The following is a 19,967-nucleotide window of genomic DNA, read 5'->3' as shown; positions in this document are numbered from 1 at the left end:
GTGAAACTTTTGCACGGTAGTGACGGTCGGCGGCCCCGCCCGTCCGGTCGCCGTACCTCGTCCTACCGGGCCTTCCTCGGTACGTCCCCTCTTGCGGAAGGCTTGTCATGAACCACCCGGACCCCGCCGAGTCGCAGCCGTCGGTGACCTCCTTCGCCGACCTGGACCTGCCGCCCGCGGTGCAGCGCAAGCTCGCCGAACTGGATGTGCGCGAGCCCTTCCCGATCCAGGCGGCCACGATCCCCGACGCCCTCGCCGGCCGCGACATCCTGGGACGCGCCCGCACCGGCTCCGGCAAGACCCTCGCCTTCGGCCTCCCCCTGCTCGCGCGTACGGCGGGCCGCCGGGCCGAGTCCAAGCAGCCGCTGGCCCTCGTCCTGGTACCCACCCGTGAGCTGGCCCAGCAGGTGTGCGAGGCGCTGACCCCGTACGCCGACGCGCTGGGGCTGCGGATGGCCGCGGTGGTCGGCGGCATGTCGATCGGCCGCCAGATCGCCGCCCTGCGCGACGGCGCCGAGGTCGTCGTCGCCACCCCCGGCCGGCTGCACGACCTCATCGAACGCAAGGCGTGCCGTCTGGGGCGGGTCCGCATCACGGTGCTCGACGAGGCCGACCAGATGTGCGACATGGGCTTCCTGCCGCAGGTCACCGAGGCCCTGGAGCAGGTACGGCCCGACGGTCAGCGCATGCTGTTCTCCGCGACCCTGGACGGCGATGTCGACGGCCTGGTCCGCGACCACCTCCAGGACCCGGCCTCGCACTCCGTCGACCCCTCGGCCGGCGCGGTCACGACGATGGACCACCACGTCCTGGTCGTGCACGGGCCGGACCGGTATGCCGTGACCACGGAGATCGCCGCCCGGGACGGCCGGGTGCTGCTGTTCCTGGACACCAAGCACGGCGCCGACCAGCTCACCCGGCACCTGCGGGCCAGCGGGGTGCACGCGGCGGCCCTGCACAGCGGCAAGTCCCAGCCGCAGCGCAGCCGTACCCTCGCGCAGTTCAAGGACGGGCAGATCACCGCGCTGGTGGCGACGAACGTCGCCGCGCGCGGCCTCCACATCGACGACCTCGACCTGGTGGTCAACGTCGACCCGCCCGCCGATGCCAAGGACTACCTGCACCGGGCCGGCCGCACCGCGCGTGGCGGCGGCTCCGGCAGCGTGGTCACCCTGGTGCTGTCGGGTCAGCGGCGCGAGCTGAGCAAGGTGACGTCGGAGGCCGGAATCGAGCCGACGGTCACCAAGGTGCGCTCCGGCGAGGCCGCGCTCACCCGCATCACCGGCGCCCGCAGGCCGTCGGGCACCCCGCTCGACGGCGGTCCCTCGTCGCGCCCCAAGAACACCAACGCGCCCTTCCGGGGCATGGGCTCCAGCAAGGACGCGTCCGGCGGTCGGCCGTCGCGCAAGACGAGCGAGGCCCGCAAGCTGGCGGAGGCCCGGCGGGCGGCGCAGGTGCGGCGCGGGCGGTGAGTCCCGGGCGCGGCGTGGGAGCCGCGTCAGACCCGGGTCAGCCGGTGCAGCGCCCAGTCGACCATGGGGGCGTAGACCAGCGGTACCGGTAGGGGCGCCGTCAGGTGGACGGCTACCCGGGTACCCGTACCCTGCGCCTCCATGGTGTGTCCCACCAGTACCGGGATACCGAGGAAGTTGACCTTCCAGGCCCAGGCGCCCTTCGGCTCGTCGACCTCGGTGACCTCGAAGCGCCCGCGCAGGAACCCGGCGACCTCGACCTCGCCCCGGGCACCCGGCCGGATGACGTCGCCCTCCGTCCGGACCGCGCGCAGGTGCGGCGCCCAGCGGGCCCACTCCTCGTAGCGCGCGTACCGCTCCCAGACCACATCGGGCGCAGCGGGGCCCGCGACCGTGACGGTGTGCCGCATGACTGTCCTCCCAGCGGTGTCCGGCCCAATGTAAGGGGGCGGGCGGGGGGCCGCGCGGCGAGCGGGGACGCGGTCCGGGCGCCCGCCGCTCGCCGCCGGGAAGCACGTGGGCGGTCTCCCCGGTCCTGGCGCGCCGCCGGCCCGCCAGGACCGGGTGGACACCCCCTAGCTGTCGCCGCGTGACTTGCGGGCGTGTTCCGGGGTGGGTGAGTCGATGCGGCCGGAGCGGCCCTGAAGGCGGGGGTCGCTCGCGTTCACGACGCCGACCGGGGAACCGCTCTCGATGACGGCGACCTGCCGGACCGCGTTCTCCTCCATCAGCCGGGCGACGTCGTCGAGACCGTCGTCGATGTCGACGGTGACGAGCCCTCCGCGTACCACCTCGGCCACGGTCATCTCCTCGGCGTCTGCCGCCTCGGCCAGCGCGTGTACGACGAGATCGTGATCGCTGACGAGTCCCCGCAGCGCGCCGCCCTCCACCACGAGCACGACGTCGACCCCGTCGTCCCGCATCGTCCGCGCCACGGACGTGACGGACTCCCGGCCGTCCACCGTCGTGGGGCTTCCCGTCATGATCTCGCGCACCCTGTCCATCGCCACTTCCTCCTTGATCGGCCACGGTCCTACGCCCCACCGTGTACCCCGCGACGCGGCCATGACCCCGCGCCCGGGTGCGAACGGGCCGGCGTCCGGCCAGGGTGGAAGGACGCCTCTCACCAGGAGCCCCCATGAACGCCTCCGACAAGGACCGCCCCGCCAAGGGCGACAAGGTCGCCTGGAGCACTCACGGCACCGAGACCACCGGCAAGGTCGAACGGAAGATCACCGACCGTACCGAGGCAGCCGGCCGCACGGTCGACGCCTCCCCCGACGACCCGCAGTACGAGGTCCGCAGCGACAAGTCGGGGCGGACCGCGGTGCACAAGCCTTCGGCGCTGAAGAAGAAGGGGAGGTCGTAGCGGGTCGGCCAGCGCCAACCCGCGCCAGACCTCGCCACGTTGACGCGGTCCGCTCGGCCGTCCGACGCTGAGCGGGGTCGGTGTTTCGGCGGGCATGTGAGCACTAATTGGACATTGTTGCGATTCACCCTCCGACACGGGCACCGGCGGGCACTATGTGTGCCAGCAGCAACACGCTTCGTGTAAGGAATCAAGGAGCACAAGTGTTCGATGAGTTGCCCGCCGCCATGGAGCCTGACGACGGCTCCGGCCACAGGGCCGGGCGTAGGGGAGCGGTGCGCTACCTCCAGAACGAGGCGGCGCCACGTGCGGCACGCATGGTGCTGGGCAATGCCCTGCGCTTCTGCCGGGAGGCCGCAGGGCTGAGCGCCGGACAGGCGGCCGACCGACTGGGGGTGTCCGCCTCGAAGGTGAGCCGGATCGAATCCGGGACCACCTCCCCCAGAGAACGGGACCTGCTGCGGTTCTTCGAGTTGTACTCGATCGCGGATGCCGAACGGGGCAACCTGCTGGAACTGGCAGCGGCGGCCCATAAGAGCGCCTGGTGGCACGAGTGGTCCGCGGTCACGCCCAAGTACTTGCAGGCCGTGGTGAGCTTCGAGGACATGGCAATCCGGGTCAAGTCCTACGAGCCCACGTACCTGCACGGCCTGCTCCAGACGCCGGAGTACGCACGTGCGCTGATCGGCCGGGGCCGGGGCGCCGAGAGCAGTCATGACGTGCTGGCGAGGTTCCGGGCCCAGCGTAAAGAACGATTCGCCAATGCGCCGGACAAGCAGCTGATTTGCATCGTGGACGAATCCACGCTCCTGCGCCCCGTCGGTTCACGGGCCATCATGCGGCGGCAGCTGGAGCACCTGTTGACCCTGATGTCCCAGCCCCGCATCAAGCTGCGTCTTGCGCCGCTGAACGACTACGACGTGCATGTCGAGCTCGGCCCCACGACGATATTCGACTTCGCCGGCCCTCTCCTTCCGACGATCGTCTTCACCGAGGGCTACGACGGTGGCCTGGTCATCGAGGACGAGGAAATGGTGGACCGGCGCAAGAAGGCGTTCGACGCACTCGCCACTCGCTCGCTGGATTCCCACGCCATGCGGCGCAGGTTGCGGCATCTGGCGGATCGCTACAAGTGACCGTCAGCGGTCAGGCTTTCCGCCCCACCCCCGCGTACAACGACACGAGCCGGTCACTGAGCACCGCCGGTCCGCTCCCCACCTGAGGGTGCCACTGGTGCGCCAGCACCACCTTCGGCTGGATGAGTTCGAGCCCCTCGAAGAACCGCTCCACCTCCGCCCGGCTGCGCACCTGCGCGGGCGTCCCCCGCCGGACGTACGTCTCGATGATCGCGTCCCAGGTCTCCGGGGCGAAGTCACCCGTGCAGTGGGTCAGGCTGAGGTAGGAGCCGGGGGCGAGGTGGCCCATGAAGGCGCGAACGATGCCGTAGGGGTCCCGGTCGTCGGGGATGAAGTGCAGCAGTGCGTGGAGGCTGAGGAGCACTGGCTCGCCGAGGTCCACGACACCCTCGGCCTCCACCGCGGCCAGGACCGCGGCGGGGTCGGTGGCGTCCGCCTGGAGATAGCCCGTTCGCCCCTCGGGAGTACCGGCGAGCAGTTCGTCCGCGTAGACCAGCACGATCGGGTCGTTGTCGACGTACATGACCCGGCACTCCGGCGCGACGTCCTGGACGACCTCGTGCAGGTTGGGCGCGGTCGGGATACCGGTACCCACGTCGACGAACTGCCGAATTCCGCACCGCTGCGCCAGGTACCGCGCGGCCCGGTGCATATAGGCGCGGTTCACCCGGGCCACGGTCTCGATCGCCGGGAACAGCCGGATCACCGCCTGGGCCGCTTCCCGGTCCACGCGGTAATTGGTCTTTCCGCCCAGGTAGTAGTCGTACATCCGCGCGCTGTGGGGCTGGTCCTGCCCTGAGAACACGTCGCTGTTGTCCTGCTCGTGCCCGTGTGCGGCCCGGTCCCCCACCGTGTCCCCTCCCAGGCATCCACGCCTACCCGTCCTCGCCAGGAGCGGAATGCACTTGCATTGTCCCCATCCATACCGACCGTTCAGCAGCGATGTCCAGAGGTGAACGGTATTCACAGCCTTACGAACGGGCCCGTACCGAATTGACGCCGTTCGGTCGGACGGACCCACGCGGGCACCAGGAGTCAGGGAAGGACACCGGCCGGGCCGCGGCCGGCTCCTCTCCTCACCTGCCTCAGAGTTCGCCGCGGTCGAGCGCGGCGGTGAACGCGGCGGCGGTCCCCCGCGAGACCGCCATGACCGGGCCGTTCCGGGTCTTGGAGTCACGGAACAGCACCTGCTCGCCGGACGGCTGAGCGATCTCCACGCACGAGCCCTCCGGCAGGCTGTACGAACTCTTCCGCCACGCGAGGCCGGCCCCGTTCGAGCCGTGTCGCTCCACAACCGTCGGTTTGCTCACCGGACGACCTCCTGCGGTGAATGAACTCCCCGTCGCCGGGATGCAATTGCATCCCGGTCCAGACGAGGAGAGGTTGACCGCTCTCCGCGTCATGTATGCACGCTGCATTCAACAATGTCTCGATTCAACTGTCGGCCCCTGGCGTGCAAGTGCGTCGCGCGGACGGCCACTTCCCCTTCATTTCAAGCTCCGTTGAACGGGACGGAGGAATATGCACAAGGCAAGGAGTATGCGGGCGGCATTCGTACAGTCATAGCGGAGACCGCCATCCGGGTCTCGATGCAGGGGCTCTCAGCTGGAACAGACCGGGCGCACAAACACGGCGCACTCTCCCCGCGAATCGAACATGACTCCCAGAAGCGGTGAGGCATCCCGCTGGCAATACGGCGTCGATCGCAAGGGAAATGCCGTATTCCGCTGCTCAAGTGGATTCCGAATGGCCCTGGTTCGACTTAACGTCCGTCGTGCTCGGCGACGTGTCGAGCGGCATCGGGGCCCCGGTACGTGATTTGGCGGTCGACGGCCGGGGCCCCGTATCCACGATTCCTCCTAGGAGGCCCGCGATGACCCCCTCCCCTCGGCGACGGCGCCGTAAACCGCGCCACGCCCGCCCCCGGCCCGCACGCTGGGGCCGGAGGTGCCCGCTCTGCGTCGTCGACGCACTGGAGGCTGCCGTCGGCCCCGCCGGGCAGTTGTTCCTCGCCCACCAGTCCGAGCACTGGCTCGCCGCGGCGGGTGCCTGTCTGGTGCTGCTGCGCATGGCCGGACAGCGATGCCCGCACACCCCCGGTGCGCGTTGCCGGCTCACTCCTGGGACGGAACGTCCCGACGATTCCGGCGCCCGCGAGGCCCACGATGCCCACTGAATCCAGCCACGCCGCGAACAGCGCGGCCCACATCGGACACGTCATCGAGCGCGTTCGCAGGCAGGCCCGCGTGAGCCCCGAGGCCCTGGCCCGGAAGACCGGGGCGGCTCTCGATCACCTCACCGATGTCCTCGCCGGGCAGCGCTTCCCCAGCCGCCGCTTCATCGTCACCTGCGCCAGGGCGTGCGGCGCCGATCCCCAGGTGCTGCTCATGGTCTGGGAGGACGAACACGACCGTCGTCGTACCCGGCCGCGCTGAGGGCCGGCCACGAGAGCATCCGTCGGGCGAGGAGGTGCGGAGCGCTCCTGATGACCGCCTCCCGCCGCCCGCACGGTCACCGGCGCCCCCGGCCGGAGCGGACGAGGAGGAGGGACGACACGGCCGCCTCGGGGCAGCCCCCTTCGGGAGCTGCCCCGAGCGCTGGTTCACTTGCGCCAGAACAGGTGGTGCGTCACTCCGCTCGGGCTGGGCACGACGTCCCGGTGGAACCGGTCCAGCAGGTCGTCCGGGGAGTCCCAGAGCCGTACGCCGGACCCGAACTTCACCGGCGAGACCACGACGTGCAGGGTGTCGACCAGGTCGGCGTCGAGGAACTCCCGGATGGTGGTGGCCCCTCCCCCGAGCCGTACGTCCTTGCCCTGCGCCGCCTCCTTGGCCTGCGCGAGCACCTCCGCCGGTTCCCCCTCGACGAAGTGGAACGTGGTGTCGGAGAGGGTGATCGAGGGCCGCTTGTGGTGCGTCAGCACGAACACCGGTGTCCGGAAAGGCGGTTCGTCACCCCACCACCCCTGCCACTCCAGGTCCTCCCAGGGCCCCCGCTGCGGTCCGAACTTGTTCCGGCCCATGATCTCCGCGCCGATGTTCCGCGCGTAGTCCCGCGTGAGGTAGTCGTCCAGCCCCCGGCTCCCGCCCGGCTCCGTCCGCATCGGCCAGCTCGCCGTGGCGCCGGCCCAGGCGAACAACTCACCGGGATCGACGTGCCCGAACGGCCGCTCCAGCGTCTGCTCCTCTCCGGCACCGATCCCATCACTGGAAACATTGAAGTTCTGTACCCGCAACAGCTGCGCCACGAGCTCCTCCTCGACAGTCGACAACGGTGGTGAGACTGGCGGGACCAGTGAAACTCATCGCGGTTCGCGTACCCGCGCCCGACGCGGGCCCGGGCGCCCCGCCTACAGAACCGCCAGCCGGTCCAGCAGCCGTTCCGCCTGCTGGATCTCCGTGCTCAGCGGGTGGTCCTCGGCCACATGCGGAAGGCTCGCCGAGGCCAGGGCGAAGGCGTGGCGGAGGGGGGTGTCGGGCAGTTCCGTGTCGGACATGCGCAACGCGCGCACCGCTCCGAGGAGTTCGCAGGCCAGGACCGTGCGGTAGGCCGCCGTCGCCGCGACCGTGCTGCGGACCGCGTGGGTGGAGAAGCTGGCGTGGTCCTCCAGGCCGCGCGAGATGACGGCGGTGCCGAGGGTGACCGGGGAGGCGGCGTGGCGCAGGGTGCCGAGGGCGTCGTGGGCGACGTACTCGAGGATCATGACGCCGGAGCTGCCGGCAGGGCCCTCGGCGAGGAAGGGCGGCAGGCCGCTGAGGTCGGGTTCGACGAGGTCGCTGAGGCGGGCGGCGGAGAGCTCCGCCGTGTGGTGGAGCGCGGCGCGCAGGTAGTCGAAGGCGAGCGCGACGGGCGCGGTGGAGAACTGGCCGTGGTGGAAGGCCTGCCGGGTCTCCGTGTCGATGAGCGGGTTCTCCGCCGCCGCGTTGATGTCCACCTCCAGCACCTGTTCCACGTGCGCGGCCGCTTCCAGCGCGGGCCCCTGCACCTGGGGGAAGGCCCGTAGGCCGAACGGGTCCTGGAGGCGGCGGCCGGGTGGCAGATCGCCACCCGAGGTGAGCAGCCGGCGCAGCTCGGCGGCACACCGCACGGCGCCGGGATGCGGCCGGGAGGCGTGCACCCGCTCGTCGTACGCCTCGGCCGAGCCGCCCAGCGCGCAGAAGGTCAGCGCGGTCACCACATGGCTCGCCGCGAGCAGCCGGGACAGGTCGTGCCAGGCGAGCACGGCCTCGGCGAGGGTCGCGGCGTTGCTGGAGATGAAGGCGAGCGCGTCGCCGGGGCTGATCGCGACGGGGTCGATCCCGCCGGACTCCCAGGGCAGTTCGCCGGCGAGGGTCAGCGCGATCTCGGCCAGCGCGGTGAGGTCGCCGGTGCCGATCGCGCCACGGGTGTGCACGAGGGGCAACGCGCCTACGCGCAGGGCCTGTTCGAGCGCCCGGAGCAGCCGGGGGTGCACCCCGCTGCCGGCGGCGGCGAGCTGGTTGAGGCGGACGGCCATGACCGCGCGCACCGCGTCGTCGGGCAGCGGCGCGCCGGTGCCCCCGGCGTGGCTGCGCAGCAGGCGCAGTCCGTGCAGGTCGGCACCGTCGGGGTCGACGACGATGTGGCGGTTGGCGCCGACGCCGGTGGTCCGGCCGTACACGGCACCCTTCGCCCCCAGCTCCACGGCCAGTTCGTAGCTCTGCTCCGCCCTGGTCAGCGCGTCGGGCGCCAGCTTCGGCCACGCGCTGCGCCGGGCCACGCGGACCACGTCGGCGCACCTCAGTCCGGCGCCGCTGATCAGGATGCGGCTGGAGTCGGTCATCGCCACCCCTCTTGACAAGAGTTCATTCATTGCTGCGAATAGCATGTAACTCTTGATTCATCCTGCTGGCAAGAACCTGCCGGCGAGAAGGCGAGAAGGAGAACCTGGTGCCCCGGTCGCTGCACGAGCTGCTCACCGCGCACCGGCTCACCCCCGCCCAGCGGCGCATCGCCAGCTACCTGGCCGAGCGCCCGCGCGACGCCGCCGCGCTGACCAGCGCCGAGCTGGCCGAGCAGGCGCAGGTGAGCCAGCCGTCGGTGACCCGTTTCGTCGCCCTGCTCGGCTTCGACGGGTACGCGGGGTTCCGGCGCTATCTGCGCGACGCGACCACCGAGCCGGTGCCGGCGCGCGGCGGCAACAAGTTCCAGGCCGCCGTCGACGCCGATGTGCGGAACCTCGCCGCGCTGCGCGCCCAGCTCTCCGACGAGACCCGGCTGCGGGCGATCGCCGAGCGGCTGATGGCCTCCGTTCCGCTGGTCGTCGCGGGGTACCGCGTGTCGGCCGCTCAGGCCGCCTCGTTCGCCTACCTTGCCACCAAGATCCATCCGGATGTCCGGCTGCTGACCGACTCGGGCAGTGTCTTCGGCGACCAGCTGCGACACGCCCACCGGTGTGGCGCCCGAACTCTGGTGATGGTCGCGCTCCCCCGCTACCCGCGGGAGTGCGCGGCCGCGCTCCAACAGGCTCGCACCCTGGGCCTGCACACGCTTCTGATCACGGACCGGCTCGTCACGGCGCTCACCCCCCTCGCCGACGACGTGCTGAGCGCGGGAGTCGCCTCCGAGTTCGTGTTCGACTCGCACGCCGCGGTCGTCTCGCTGACCGTGGCGCTGGTGGAGGCGATGGCCGACGCGGCCGGTGCCTCGGCCCGGCAACGACTGGAAGGTTTCGAAGACTATGCCGCAGAGCAAGACCTCTTCCTCCGGGAGTGACAACCCCGGACCCTCGGGGAGTGACAAGGCGGCGACCGCGTTCGACGACGCTCCCCTCAACCGCTTCCATCTGCGCATCACGGCGCTGACGTTCTGCGCGAACTACTCCGACGGCTATGAACTCGGCATCATCAGCATCGCGCTGCCGTTGATCGCCCGGCAGTTGGGATTCGGCTCCGTGTGGGAGGGGCTGCTCGGCGCGGCGGCGCTGATCGGTATCTTCCTCGGCAGCGTGGTCGTCGGCTGGGGAGCCGACCGGATCGGTCGCCAGCGCCTTTACACGTACAACTTCCTGCTCATCGCGGTCGCGTCGGCCGCCGAGTTCTTCGTGACCGGCCCCGGCCAGTTGTTCGTCCTGCGTCTGCTGATCGGTATCGGCATCGGCGCCGACTACGCGCTGGGCCCCACGCTGGTCGCCGAGTTCGTCCCGCGCCGCTACCGGGGCGGGCTGCTCGCGTCCCTGACCGTCATGTGGACGGTGGGGTACGTGGTGGCGTTCTTCCTCGGCAACTGGGTGGTCGGCCTCGGCGGCGAGGCGTGGCGGTGGCTGCTCGCGTCCAGCAGTCTGCCGGCGCTGGCGGTGGTGCTGCTGCGGCTCGGGGTGCCGGAGTCCCCGCGCTGGCTCGTCGCGCGCGGGCACCTGGAGCAGGCACGGGCCGTGGTGCGCCGGCTCGGCGGCAAGGAGGACGAGGTCGCCTCGCTGGCCCGTGTCGCGGGCGCCGCGGGCGAGCGCCCCCGGGCACGCTACCGGGACCTGTTCGGCCCCGAGTACTGGCGGCGCACGGCGTTCGGCGTCATCTTCTACAACGCCCAGGTGGTGCCGTACTTCGCCATCTACACGTTCCTGCCGCTGGTGCTGGCCAAGATCGGGGTCGGTGAGGAGGACACCACCAGCGACGGCATCCTGAACCTGTTCCTGCTGGGCGGCAGTGTGGCGGGCCTGTGGTTCGTGGCGAAGATGACCCGGCGGGGGCTGACGATCTGGTCCTTCGTCGTCCTCATCGCCGCGCTCGCGCCCATGGCGGTCTGGCCCGACGCGCCGAAGGCCCTGCTCTTCCCGCTGTTCCTGGTCTTCACCTTCACCATGTCGGCGGCCGTCAACCTCGACCAGGTCTATCCCGCCGAGCTCTTCCCCACCGACCTCCGCAGCTCCGGTGTCGGCCTCCTCAACGGCATGAGCCGCATCGGCTCCGCGATCGGTACCTTCCTCCTGCCCCTCAGCCTCGACCACATCGGCTTCTCGCCCACCATGCTCGCCCTGACCGTGGTCCTGGCGATCGGCCTGGCGGCATCGGTGGCGTGGGCCCCGGAGACCAAGAACGTGGCCCTGGACTGACGGCCCGGCCGTCCGGCGGGCTGCCACGGCTCCACGCGGGCAGCGCGGTGCGGTCGTACGGGCCGGCGGGGTCCGTACGACCGTGCTCCGCGGTGGGTCAGGCGCGGGGCGGGCGGGTTGCCGTCTCGAGGTAGAAGGCGTCGATGCTCTGGACGGCCTGTTCGAATTCGGCGAGGTTGACGGGCTTGGTGACGTAGGCGTTGGCGTGGCCCTGGTAGGCGCCAGTGACGTCGTCGGGGGCGGAGGACGTGGTGAGGACGACGACGGGGATGGTCTGGAACTCCTCGTCGGCCTTGAGGATCTGCAGCAGCTCACGGCCGTTCATACGGGGCATGTTGAGGTCGAGCACGATGAGGTCGGGACGCACGCTGTCCGGGGACCGCAGGTGCTCCAGCGCGGCGACTCCGTCGGTGACCTGGACCAGGTTCCGGGCGCCTCGCTCGGACAGGGCCTCCTCGATGAGGAGGGCGTCTGCGACGTCGTCCTCGACGAGCAGGACGTCGAAGGGGCGGGTGGGGGTGGTCATCATCGGATGCTCCGTGGGTGCTTCATTGGAGTGGGTGAAGAGTCCCGGCCAGCGGCGCCGGGCGCCCTGGCGTGTCATGTCGCTGGCCTCGCCGAGCTGGGGGTAGCCGGCGCCCGCGCGTGCGGCGTCCACGGCCGCCGCGCGCTGGAGGCGTTCGGCGGCCCGCTGGAGATGCGTCAGCACGTGCAGCCGGGTCAGCGCGTGCATGGGATCGTCCCGCGAGGGAATACGAGAACTTCCGCCCATGACCTCATGGACGACACGCCGCGCGACCTCGTCGACGGCGGCGTCCGCGAGGGCGGCCATCTGCTGCGGGGCGGTCGGCGCGACGAAGTTCTTGCCAGGCATGACCAGCAGCGTAAGCCCTAGGCATCACCCCCGACAACAACTGTTGTCGCCGTCGCTTAAGGTATGCCTGCGCCGCTGCGATCGCGGCCGTCACCCCGGAGGAGAACAGAGCATGACCGTCGTCGAGAAGCCGCCGCACCCGCGGGAGCCGTCCCGGTGGACGACTCGGCGCTGGCTTCGCCTGGGAGTCACCGTGGCGATGTCCGTCCTGGTGCTCCTCGGGGCGACCGGCGGCTGGGCGCTCCAGCGGACCGCGTCGATCAGCGACAACCTCGTGGACGTGAAGTCCCCCGCGCTGACCACCTCGATCCGGCTGGAGTCGGCCCTGCTCAACCAGGAGACGGGCATCCGGGGCTATGGACTCACCGGCACCGCGGACTTCCTCGACCCGTACCGGCAGGGGCTCAGCCAGCAGAAGACGTACACGAAGAGTCTGGCGGACCTGCTGCGCGGCAATCCCGCGCGCCTGCGGGACCTGAAGGTGGTGGAGGACCGGATCGAGGCGTGGCAGGCGCAGATCGCGCGGCCGATCGCGGCCTCACCGGCCGGCCGGCCCTCGCCCCTGGCCACCGAGAACGCGGCCAAGGGCAGGACGACCTTCGACGCCACGCGCGCCGCGATGGCCGCTCAGCAGGAGCGGCTGCGCGCCGACCGCGCCTCGACCAGGGCGGACCTGGCGGCCACGATGCGCCTGCGGAACTGGATCTTCACCGCCATCGCGGCGGTCATCGTGGCCCTCGCGGTGATCGTCTCCGAGGCACTGCGCCGGGGTGTCACCGGGCCGCTGGAGCGGATCGGCGCGGACGCCCGGACCATCGCGGAGGGTGACTTCCGCCACCCGATCACCCCGACCGGCCCCGCCGACCTGCGGCAGTTGAGCGACGAGATCGAGTCCATGCGCAAGCGGCTTCTGCGCGCGCTGGACTTCAGTGAGGAGGCCCGCCTGCGCCTGGACGAGCAGTCCGCCGACCTCAAGCGGTCCAACGCGGAGCTGGAGCAGTTCGCGTACGTCGCCTCGCACGACCTTCAGGAACCCCTGCGAAAGGTGTCCAGCTTCACGCAGCTGCTCCAGCGGCGGTACGGCGGCCAGCTCGACGCACGGGCGGACCAGTACATCGACTTCGCCGTCGACGGCGCGAACCGCATGCAGACCCTCATCAACGACCTGCTCGACTTCTCCCGCGTGGGCCGCGTGCACAACACCCACCAGAGCGTCGACCTGAACACGGTGATGAAGCGGACCCTCACCGCGATCAGCGTCAGCATCGAGGAGTCGGGAGCGGTGATCACCCGTGACGAACTCCCCACCCTCCTCGCCGACTCCACGCAGATGGGCATGCTCTGGCAGAACCTGATCGGCAACGCCATCAAGTTCCGTCGCCCCGGCGAGACCCCGCTCATCCACATCTCCGCCGAACAGGACGGCGACTTCTGGCGCTTCGCCGTCACCGACAACGGCATCGGCATCGCCCCCGAGTACGCGGAGAAGGTCTTCGTCATCTTCCAGCGCCTCCACACCAAGGACCACTACCAGGGCAGCGGCATCGGCCTCGCGATGTGCAAGAAGATCGTCGAGTTCCACGGCGGCACCATCGCGGTGGACCTCGCCCACACCAAGGGCACCCGCATCGTCTTCACCCTGGCGAGCAGGCCGACGCAGGCCGGCGAGCCGGAGGACGTGATCCCGCAGGCGGAGACGCGGTAGGAGCGGCCTGCGCCGCGTCGGTCGACGTCCGTGCCCGTCGCCCACGTCGCCCGCGTCGCCGAGCATGAACTGCGCGTTGGTCCACACCCGGCCGCGTTCGGAGAGGTCGAGCCGGTCGCAGAGGTCACGGACGCGCGTGGCCCGTTGCCGGAACTCGTCAAGAGCCGTCCGAGCCTCCCGCCGAGCGGTCCCGGGCCGGCGGCCCCGTCAGGAGGCGGTGCTCGGCGGATTCGTAGCGGGCGCGTTCCCGGTCGGCGGTGGACTTGCGGGCCAGGACGGAGGTGAGCCAGCCGGCCAGGAAGCCCGCCGGGATGGAGGCGAGGGCCGGGGTGTTGTACGGGAACCAGTCGAAGTCGGCCTCGGGGAAGGCGGAGAGGGGGGTCCCGGAGACGAGGGTGGTGCCCGGGGTGAGGGCGAGGACGGTGAGGGAACCGACGACGAGGGTGGCGAGCAGGCCCGCGCGGGTGTAGCGGCGCCAGAAGAGGGTGTAGAGGAGCGCGGGCGCGATCGCCGAGGCGCCGAGGGTGAAGGAGAGGGTCGCCAGCGGCTGGAGGCTGCGGTGCTGGGCGAGGGCGGCCACCAGGATGACGGGGATGCCGACCAGCAGGGCGCACGAGCGGGCGAGGGTGAGTTCCCGCACCGGTGCCAACGGGACGCGCCGGGAGGCAGTCAGGTCATGGGCGAGCGCGTTCGCGCAGGCCAGCGTCATGCTCGCCACGGACGCGAGCAGGGTCAGGAACACGGCGGTGGTGACCGTGGCGAAGAGCAGGCTCTCCGAGCGCGAGAGATCGCTGCCGAACGCGGCCCGGGCGCCGAGCAGATAGGCCGTCGTCCCGTGCGGATCGGCCCCGGTGACGCGCGCGTGCCCGAGGAGGGCGGTGGCCCCGGTGCAGATCAGTACGAGCATCAAGATGAACAGGGTGACCGAGGAGACCGCCCAGGACATGGCCCGCCGCACCTGGCGCGGCGTCCCGGCGGTGTACATGCGCATGGTGACGTGCGGCAGACACCCGGCGCCCAGCACGATCGCGCACTGGGTGCTCGCCAGGTCCAGCGCGGGATGCGGGCTGCTGGAGTACTGCAGTCCCCAGCGCAGGTACGCGGGCCCGGCCCCGCTCTCGCGCGCGGCGGTCCGGAAGAGCGCCTCGGTGCTCCAGCCGAAGGTGTGCAGGATCAGCCCGCTGACGACGAGCCCGGAGGCGAGCAGCATCACCGTCTTGAAGATCTGCACGAGCGCCGTACCCCGCATGCCGCCCAGTGCCGCGTAGCTGATCATGAGTATCCCGGCCCCGACGACACAGCCGTTCTTCGCGGCGGGCTCGGTGAACCCCATGACGTAGGCGAGGAGTTCGCCCACCCCGGCGAGCTGGACGATCATCATCGGGACGAGCGCGAGCAGGGTGACCGCGCAGGCCGCGATGCGGACGGACCGGGCGGGATGGCGGTGGCCGAGCACGTCGCCCATGGTGTAGCGGCCGGTGTTGTGGAGCGGCTCCGCGAGCAGGAACATCAGCAGGAGCAGGGACAGTACGGCACTGAGCGCCAGGACCACCCCGTCGTACCCGCACAGCGCGACGATGCCGCCGATGGTGAGCACGGTGGCGGCGGAGATGTAGTCCCCGGCGATGGCGAGCCCGTTGCGCAGGGGCGAGAGGGACTTGTATCCGGTGTAGAACTCGGCCAGGTCGTCCGCGTCCGGGCCGGTGAGGACGCAGAGCAGCAGGGTCAGCGCGACGACGGAGCAGAAGGCGGCCAGGGACCAGGACTGCGCGGGACCGCTGAACTCCGTCACCGGCCTCCTTTCCGGTGCACGGGCGCCGGGTAGGACTGGCGGGCGCGGCGGGCCAAGGGGTCGACGAGCCGGTAGGCGGTGGCCTCGTAGAGCAGGACGGCCAGCCAGGTGACGGGGATCTGCACGAGGGCCAGGACGAGACCGGTGGGCAGTCCGCCCGGCCCCGGACGGGTCATCAGCCCGGGGGCCTTGACGGTCAGCGTGAGGAAGACGGCGAAGTAGCCGAGCGCGGTGAGGGACGCCACGCGGCGCTGCCAGCGGTAGGCGCGGCGCAGCATGCGCAGGGTGCGGTGCGGACCGGAGCGCGGACCCGCCGGCTCCGTCGTACCGTCTCCCCTCGACCAACTGGGTTCGCGGCGATCGGAGGATAACTCGGAGCTGTCGTAGGACACTTCGTGATCTCCTGGCGGGGACCGGGCCCGGAAAGAGACGGACCGTGCGGGATGACCATGACGCTATGTCGACATGTTCCCTGCCGGGTACCGTTCTAGGCGGTGTCTTCATGATTATCGCCGGGGGATCGTGGCGTCGTGATACTTCGCCATGAGCTGTCGGATGCCGGACGGGAGTGCGGCAGGCCGTTGCCGCCCAAGTCGTTGCGGGGGCGGAAGCGGCTTCATCGCCAAGGCACTCGGCTATCACGACAAGACCACTACCCGCCTGGTCACCGAGGCCGGCGGAACCTGGAGCCGATACGCCCCCGGCGACCACTGAGGAGTGTGTCGTCCCCGATGGGGTCACGTGCTTGTCAGCCCTGCTCGATAGGGTCCGCATCGCAGCCGGCCGCGGAAGGACTCTCGCATGACAACGTTTGACGAGCTCACTGCCTGGGCCGGCACAGGAAACGTCACAAGGGCAGACTCGGCACTAGTGTCGGGCTGGCAGATCCCCGAGGATCAGAGGGCACTACTGGTTGATGTCGGGATCCCCATCGTCGATCAGTTGATCGAGTACGTATCGCTCCAGGTGGAGGCGGCTCCAGCACTCCAGACATCAGATGGTAGGTCGCTCTACCGCCTCACCCAGAATCACCATGGCGACCTCGTGCCCGGCATGGAATGGTCGTTCGGCGTCGAACCCGGGACAGGCACGGTCCACTACGTCCTTCCCCAAGGCGAGGCATGGTTCGCCAACTCCTCCATCGACCTGTGGCTACGGACCCTGCACCACTACGGCCTGCACGTCAGCGAGTCCGAGATCCTCGGCGATCCGGACGACCGCGAGGACGAAGCCCTGGCCGAGCTCAGCACGCTCGCTGACGAACTCAAGAAGATCGATCCACCTGCCTTCGACGGCTACAACGGTTTCATCTGGGCCGAGTTCCTCGACCGCTGGCTCTGGTAGTTACCCGCGGCCGCCAAGATCCCCAATCGATCACTCACCGTGTCCGGCGCGTCGAGCGGCTCAAGAACACGCGACACCGCAACATGCGAGCCCCCCAGTCACGAGGCTGAGGGTCATGCCGTGTCGGCGCCGATGGCAGCGGCCGAGCGAAGTGAACGCCCGAGGTCTCCGGTGAGGATGCGGGGGTGGCGCCGCCACCACCACAGGTCGGGGCCAGGCACCCTGTGGAACTGATCGAGCGCTTGGCCGTCGTCGTCGATGGTCGCGGCCTTGTACTGCGCGTCCAAGGCTTCGATCCGCGGGGTCCAGAGCTGGACGACGTGTTCGTCCAGCAGGAGCCATGCCTCATGCAGCCAGTTTCGGCAGTAGAGATCGTTGGTGTACTCGTAGATGTCGTCGCCGTAGCCTCGCTCGATGGCGCTCACCAGGGCAGCCCACGCGTTCACCCTTTCAGCGACCGTGAACGCCGACCTCCAGCCGCGCTGGTGCAACAGCTCTCCCACCTCGGTTTCAGTAGCCACGGGCGTGAGGCTCTCATGCCGAATCCGTCCAGGCGACCGAGATGTGTCCCGTCAGAGGCCAGCGGCCCCGCACCATGATCAAGGTGGGACGATATCGCCGTGGCTGGTGCAATCACGGCGTCGGAGCCATCCTGGACAGCCCCGTTCAGCGGGCTGAGCCCGAGGCAGTTCGGGAAGCTGGTAACCGTTCTCAGGCGCCAGGGTGCTGACGCCGTCCGCAAGGGCCGGCCATGGAGCCTTCCGCTGGAGGACCGGGCCCTGCTGGTCGCGGCCTGCTGGCGCACGAACCTGACCATGCGCCAACTCGCCCCACTGTTCGGGGTGTCCAAGTCGGCAGCGGACCGCATCATCGACCACCTCGGGCCGATGCTCGCCCTCCAACCCCGCAAGCGGTTCACCAAGGACACCGTGCTCATGGTGGACGGCACCCTGCTCCCCACCCGGGATCACACCATCGCCGAGCGGTCGAAGAACTACCGGTACTCCATCAACCACCAGGTCGTCATCGGCGCCGACATCCGCCTGATCGTCGTGGTCGGCCTACCGCTCACGGGGAACCGCAACGACTGCAAGGCGTGGGAGGAATCCGGCGCCAAAGCTGCCGTGGGCAACACCGTTACGATCGCCGACGGCGGCTACCCGCGTACCGGACTCGTCATCCCCCACCGCCGGCAGTGCGGCCAGAGTGAACTCCCGGCCTGGACGGAGGAGCACAACAAGCCCCACAAGCAGGTCCGCGCCCGCGTCGAACACGTCTTCGCCCGTCTGAAAACTTGGAAGATCCTCCGCGACTGCCGCTTGAGGGGCGATGGTGTCCACCACGTCATGCTCGGCATCGCCCGGATGCACAACCTCGCCCTCGCCGGGTAGGCCAGCGGGCCGCACAGCGGCCAACCGTGCTCGAGTCGACCCGAAGATCAGGGGCCTGGGCAAGCTCCGCTACGTCGTCGAGCAGACCTTCGCACTGCTCCACCAGTTCAACGCCTCGCCGTCCGATGGGAACGACGCCTCGAACTACACGACGCCTTCGCCTCGTTGGGCCCCAGCCTCATCTACTGGAGGCGTCTCAAGAAGGCCCAACCATGATCCTCATGCGAGCTCAAAACTCTTCCGTTTGCCATTCGATGCACATCGGAATCTGACCACCGCTGACGAGAAACTCCTTCACCGCCTCGCGGACAAGATCGATGGGAATTTCTGATCCAGGCATGAACTCCCGTACATGCCCCAAGAGCATGTACTCGCCTATCCCGCGATCCATTTGCCCCTTCGAAACGTAGCCGTCATCGACTGCGAGGGTCAGCGCACCCACCTGGGCAACCCTGTCAACCCCAACAGACAACTCGTGATCCCAATATCCCGATGGCATCATGGGGCGATCAAGCGAATAGACCACTGCACAACTACGATCATGCTGCCCACTTAGCAAGGCATCGATAAAAGTATCCACGTCATCCTCGCTACCCAGCCGAGCGGGTATTTCCGTGTGCTCGGGCCGAAACTGAACCTCGAGTCCTCTCATAGTCACGCAACACCCCCGAAAAGACGACTTACCATCTCGCCCGCCCCTCTGTCGCGCCCAGTGCACCCTCGGCGTCTTGTCGCCCGTCCACAAGGCGTCGTCCACGATCCACGGTCAGGTGCTCACACTCTCACGAACGGCCAAATTGTCACATGGGTCACGCCCGACCAGGGCACCTCAACAAGATCCTGTTACGAGCTCCAAGGCCCGAGCCGGCCGCTGGCTCTCCAACCGCTACGACGGCGGGCGCTCCCGGGTTGAGATTGAGGGCCCTGCGGGACGCTGACACTCTGATGAGACCAGCGACTATCTACCGGCGGACAAGAATCTGTTCCACGCCTTCGACAGTCTTGGCGGTGGCCTCTTCGACTTTGAAGCTGCCGAGGTCTCCGGAAAGCTGGAAGCAGCGGAAGTGACGTTCGAAGAAGTGACGAACTAACTACCGCACGTTGAGGAACTGGGTGGCTCCGCTGTTGCCGCCCGCTCCCGCGCGGCGCCACCGGTATCCAGGGCGGTTGCGTGTTCCCGACCGAGCGGCACTCGCCGGCGTCCTGTACGTGCTCCGGACCGGTGTCGCCCGGCGTGACGTCCCCGCAGAGACTGTGGGCTGCTCCGGGGTGACGGCCTGGCGCCGGCTGCGGGACTGGACCGACGGCGGCGCCTGGCCCCGCCTGCACGCCGCCCTGCTGAACGAGTTGCGCCGCGCCGACCTGCTGGACCTGGACGACTGCGCCGTGGACGGCTCGCACATCCGGGCCCTAAAAGAGGGGATCACGTCGGCCCCTCGCCTGTCGACCGAGCCCGCCCCGGATCCACGCACCACCTGATCGTCGATCGTTCCATCCATCCGGGGTCTGCGGGGACGTCCCCGCCGCAAGCCTCGGAGGCTGTACGTGGACCGGGGCTACGACTTCGACAAGTACCGCCGCCTGCTGTGGACGCGTGGCATCAAGCCCGTGATCGCGCGACGCGGCGTCGCCCACGGCTCCGGACTGGGCAAGGTCCGTTGGGTAGTCGAGCGCGCCTTCGCCTGGCTCCACCAGTTCAAACGACTCCACACCCGCTACGAGCGACAAGCCGACCTCCATCAAGGCATGCTTCAACTCGCCTGCGGAATCATCTGTCTCCGACGGCTTCGGAGAGCAGTCGAAGCGCAGCAGTAG

The 19,967-nt window shown here is 69.7% G+C and carries 21 protein-coding genes and 1 pseudogene; 11 read left to right on the top strand and 11 right to left on the bottom strand.

What is annotated here, in order from left to right; translation table 11 throughout:
• Window positions 1–107: 107 nt before the first annotated feature.
• Window positions 108–1,472, top strand: a complete 1,365-nt coding sequence (locus tag EV284_RS19710) for a DEAD/DEAH box helicase (RefSeq protein ID WP_130335901.1) — start codon at window positions 108–110, stop codon at window positions 1,470–1,472.
• A 26-nt stretch (window positions 1,473–1,498) separates the two neighbouring features.
• Here the strand turns inward: EV284_RS19710 and EV284_RS19705 are convergent, their stop codons facing one another.
• Together EV284_RS19705 and EV284_RS19700 are read right to left on the bottom strand one after the other, a co-directional pair.
• Window positions 1,499–1,882 (bottom strand): SRPBCC family protein, encoded by a 384-nt coding sequence (locus EV284_RS19705; RefSeq protein ID WP_130335899.1) that lies wholly within the window; start codon window positions 1,880–1,882, stop codon window positions 1,499–1,501.
• Between the two features lie 165 nt (window positions 1,883–2,047).
• A complete protein-coding gene (locus EV284_RS19700; RefSeq protein ID WP_165425583.1) occupies window positions 2,048–2,476 on the bottom strand; it encodes a CBS domain-containing protein in 429 nt (142 codons plus the stop codon).
• A gap of 134 nt (window positions 2,477–2,610) precedes the next feature.
• On the opposite strand from EV284_RS19700, the gene EV284_RS19695 reads away from it, so the two are divergent.
• Complete coding sequence (locus EV284_RS19695; RefSeq protein WP_130335895.1) at window positions 2,611–2,841, top strand: DUF2945 domain-containing protein; 231 nt, start codon at window positions 2,611–2,613, stop codon at window positions 2,839–2,841.
• 203 nt (window positions 2,842–3,044) lie between these two features.
• Window positions 3,045–3,977: a helix-turn-helix transcriptional regulator gene (locus tag EV284_RS19690; protein WP_242625737.1), complete on the top strand. Its 933-nt coding sequence runs from the start codon at window positions 3,045–3,047 to the stop codon at window positions 3,975–3,977.
• Between the two features lie 10 nt (window positions 3,978–3,987).
• On the opposite strand, the gene EV284_RS19685 is transcribed toward EV284_RS19690, so the two are convergent.
• A complete protein-coding gene (locus EV284_RS19685; RefSeq protein ID WP_278045849.1) occupies window positions 3,988–4,782 on the bottom strand; it encodes an SAM-dependent methyltransferase in 795 nt (264 codons plus the stop codon).
• Window positions 4,783–5,062: 280 nt separating this feature from the next.
• On the bottom strand, window positions 5,063–5,287 hold the full coding sequence (locus tag EV284_RS19680; RefSeq protein WP_242625736.1) for a DUF397 domain-containing protein: 225 nt from the start codon (window positions 5,285–5,287) through the stop codon (window positions 5,063–5,065).
• A 563-nt stretch (window positions 5,288–5,850) separates the two neighbouring features.
• Between EV284_RS19680 and EV284_RS19675 the strand changes: the two genes are divergently transcribed.
• Both EV284_RS19675 and EV284_RS19670 read left to right on the top strand, forming a co-directional pair.
• Entirely contained in the window at window positions 5,851–6,153 is a 303-nt protein-coding gene (locus EV284_RS19675) for a hypothetical protein (RefSeq protein ID WP_130335891.1), read from the top strand.
• The gene (locus tag EV284_RS19670) at window positions 6,143–6,412 is read left to right on the top strand and encodes a helix-turn-helix transcriptional regulator (protein WP_242625735.1); all 270 of its coding nucleotides are present in this window, start codon (window positions 6,143–6,145) and stop codon (window positions 6,410–6,412) included. The genes EV284_RS19675 and EV284_RS19670 overlap by 11 nt, the downstream gene beginning before the upstream one ends.
• 167 nt (window positions 6,413–6,579) lie before the next feature.
• Here EV284_RS19670 and EV284_RS19665 read toward each other — a convergent pair whose 3' ends face one another.
• Complete coding sequence (locus tag EV284_RS19665; RefSeq protein ID WP_130335889.1) at window positions 6,580–7,224, bottom strand: dihydrofolate reductase family protein; 645 nt, start codon at window positions 7,222–7,224, stop codon at window positions 6,580–6,582.
• A 102-nt stretch (window positions 7,225–7,326) separates the two neighbouring features.
• Window positions 7,327–8,778 carry an aromatic amino acid ammonia-lyase gene (locus tag EV284_RS19660; RefSeq protein ID WP_130335887.1) on the bottom strand — a complete coding sequence of 484 codons (1,452 nt, stop codon included), beginning with the start codon at window positions 8,776–8,778 and terminating at the stop codon, window positions 7,327–7,329.
• 107 nt (window positions 8,779–8,885) lie between these two features.
• On the opposite strand from EV284_RS19660, the gene EV284_RS19655 reads away from it, so the two are divergent.
• Both EV284_RS19655 and EV284_RS19650 read left to right on the top strand, forming a co-directional pair.
• Window positions 8,886–9,710, top strand: coding sequence for a MurR/RpiR family transcriptional regulator (locus tag EV284_RS19655; RefSeq protein WP_130335885.1), 825 nt, complete (start codon window positions 8,886–8,888; stop codon window positions 9,708–9,710).
• Window positions 9,676–11,046 carry an MFS transporter gene (locus EV284_RS19650; RefSeq protein WP_130335883.1) on the top strand — a complete coding sequence of 457 codons (1,371 nt, stop codon included), beginning with the start codon at window positions 9,676–9,678 and terminating at the stop codon, window positions 11,044–11,046. Before EV284_RS19655 ends, EV284_RS19650 begins: the two co-directional genes overlap by 35 nt.
• A gap of 97 nt (window positions 11,047–11,143) precedes the next feature.
• Here the strand turns inward: EV284_RS19650 and EV284_RS19645 are convergent, their stop codons facing one another.
• The gene (locus tag EV284_RS19645) at window positions 11,144–11,920 is read right to left on the bottom strand and encodes a response regulator (protein WP_130335881.1); all 777 of its coding nucleotides are present in this window, start codon (window positions 11,918–11,920) and stop codon (window positions 11,144–11,146) included.
• 112 nt (window positions 11,921–12,032) lie between these two features.
• Between EV284_RS19645 and EV284_RS19640 the strand changes: the two genes are divergently transcribed.
• Window positions 12,033–13,625 (top strand): sensor histidine kinase, encoded by a 1,593-nt coding sequence (locus EV284_RS19640; protein ID WP_242625734.1) that lies wholly within the window; start codon window positions 12,033–12,035, stop codon window positions 13,623–13,625.
• A gap of 157 nt (window positions 13,626–13,782) precedes the next feature.
• On the opposite strand, the gene EV284_RS19635 is transcribed toward EV284_RS19640, so the two are convergent.
• A complete protein-coding gene (locus EV284_RS19635; protein ID WP_130335879.1) occupies window positions 13,783–15,417 on the bottom strand; it encodes a cation acetate symporter in 1,635 nt (544 codons plus the stop codon).
• Window positions 15,414–15,809 (bottom strand): DUF485 domain-containing protein, encoded by a 396-nt coding sequence (locus tag EV284_RS19630; protein ID WP_242625733.1) that lies wholly within the window; start codon window positions 15,807–15,809, stop codon window positions 15,414–15,416. Before EV284_RS19630 ends, EV284_RS19635 begins: the two co-directional genes overlap by 4 nt.
• Before the next feature lie 409 nt (window positions 15,810–16,218).
• Here EV284_RS19630 and EV284_RS19625 point away from each other — a divergent pair, with 409 nt between their 5' ends.
• Window positions 16,219–16,761 (top strand): SUKH-4 family immunity protein, encoded by a 543-nt coding sequence (locus tag EV284_RS19625; protein ID WP_130335875.1) that lies wholly within the window; start codon window positions 16,219–16,221, stop codon window positions 16,759–16,761.
• 113 nt (window positions 16,762–16,874) lie between these two features.
• Here the strand turns inward: EV284_RS19625 and EV284_RS19620 are convergent, their stop codons facing one another.
• Window positions 16,875–17,282 carry a hypothetical protein gene (locus EV284_RS19620; protein WP_130335873.1) on the bottom strand — a complete coding sequence of 136 codons (408 nt, stop codon included), beginning with the start codon at window positions 17,280–17,282 and terminating at the stop codon, window positions 16,875–16,877.
• Between the two features lie 99 nt (window positions 17,283–17,381).
• Between EV284_RS19620 and EV284_RS19615 the strand changes: the two genes are divergently transcribed.
• On the top strand, window positions 17,382–18,152 hold the full coding sequence (locus EV284_RS19615) for a transposase (RefSeq protein ID WP_130335871.1): 771 nt from the start codon (window positions 17,382–17,384) through the stop codon (window positions 18,150–18,152).
• A 229-nt stretch (window positions 18,153–18,381) separates the two neighbouring features.
• On the opposite strand, the gene EV284_RS19610 is transcribed toward EV284_RS19615, so the two are convergent.
• A complete protein-coding gene (locus tag EV284_RS19610; RefSeq protein WP_130335869.1) occupies window positions 18,382–18,804 on the bottom strand; it encodes an Imm1 family immunity protein in 423 nt (140 codons plus the stop codon).
• 449 nt (window positions 18,805–19,253) lie between these two features.
• Here EV284_RS19610 and EV284_RS19605 point away from each other — a divergent pair.
• A pseudogene (locus EV284_RS19605) lies at window positions 19,254–19,967 on the top strand (transposase).

Source organism: Streptomyces sp. BK022 (genome assembly GCF_004217355.1).
Taxonomy (GTDB): domain Bacteria; phylum Actinomycetota; class Actinomycetes; order Streptomycetales; family Streptomycetaceae; genus Streptomyces; species Streptomyces griseoluteus.
The sequence above is the reverse complement of the archived record's forward strand: the minus strand, read 5'-3'. Positions and strand labels throughout refer to the sequence as shown.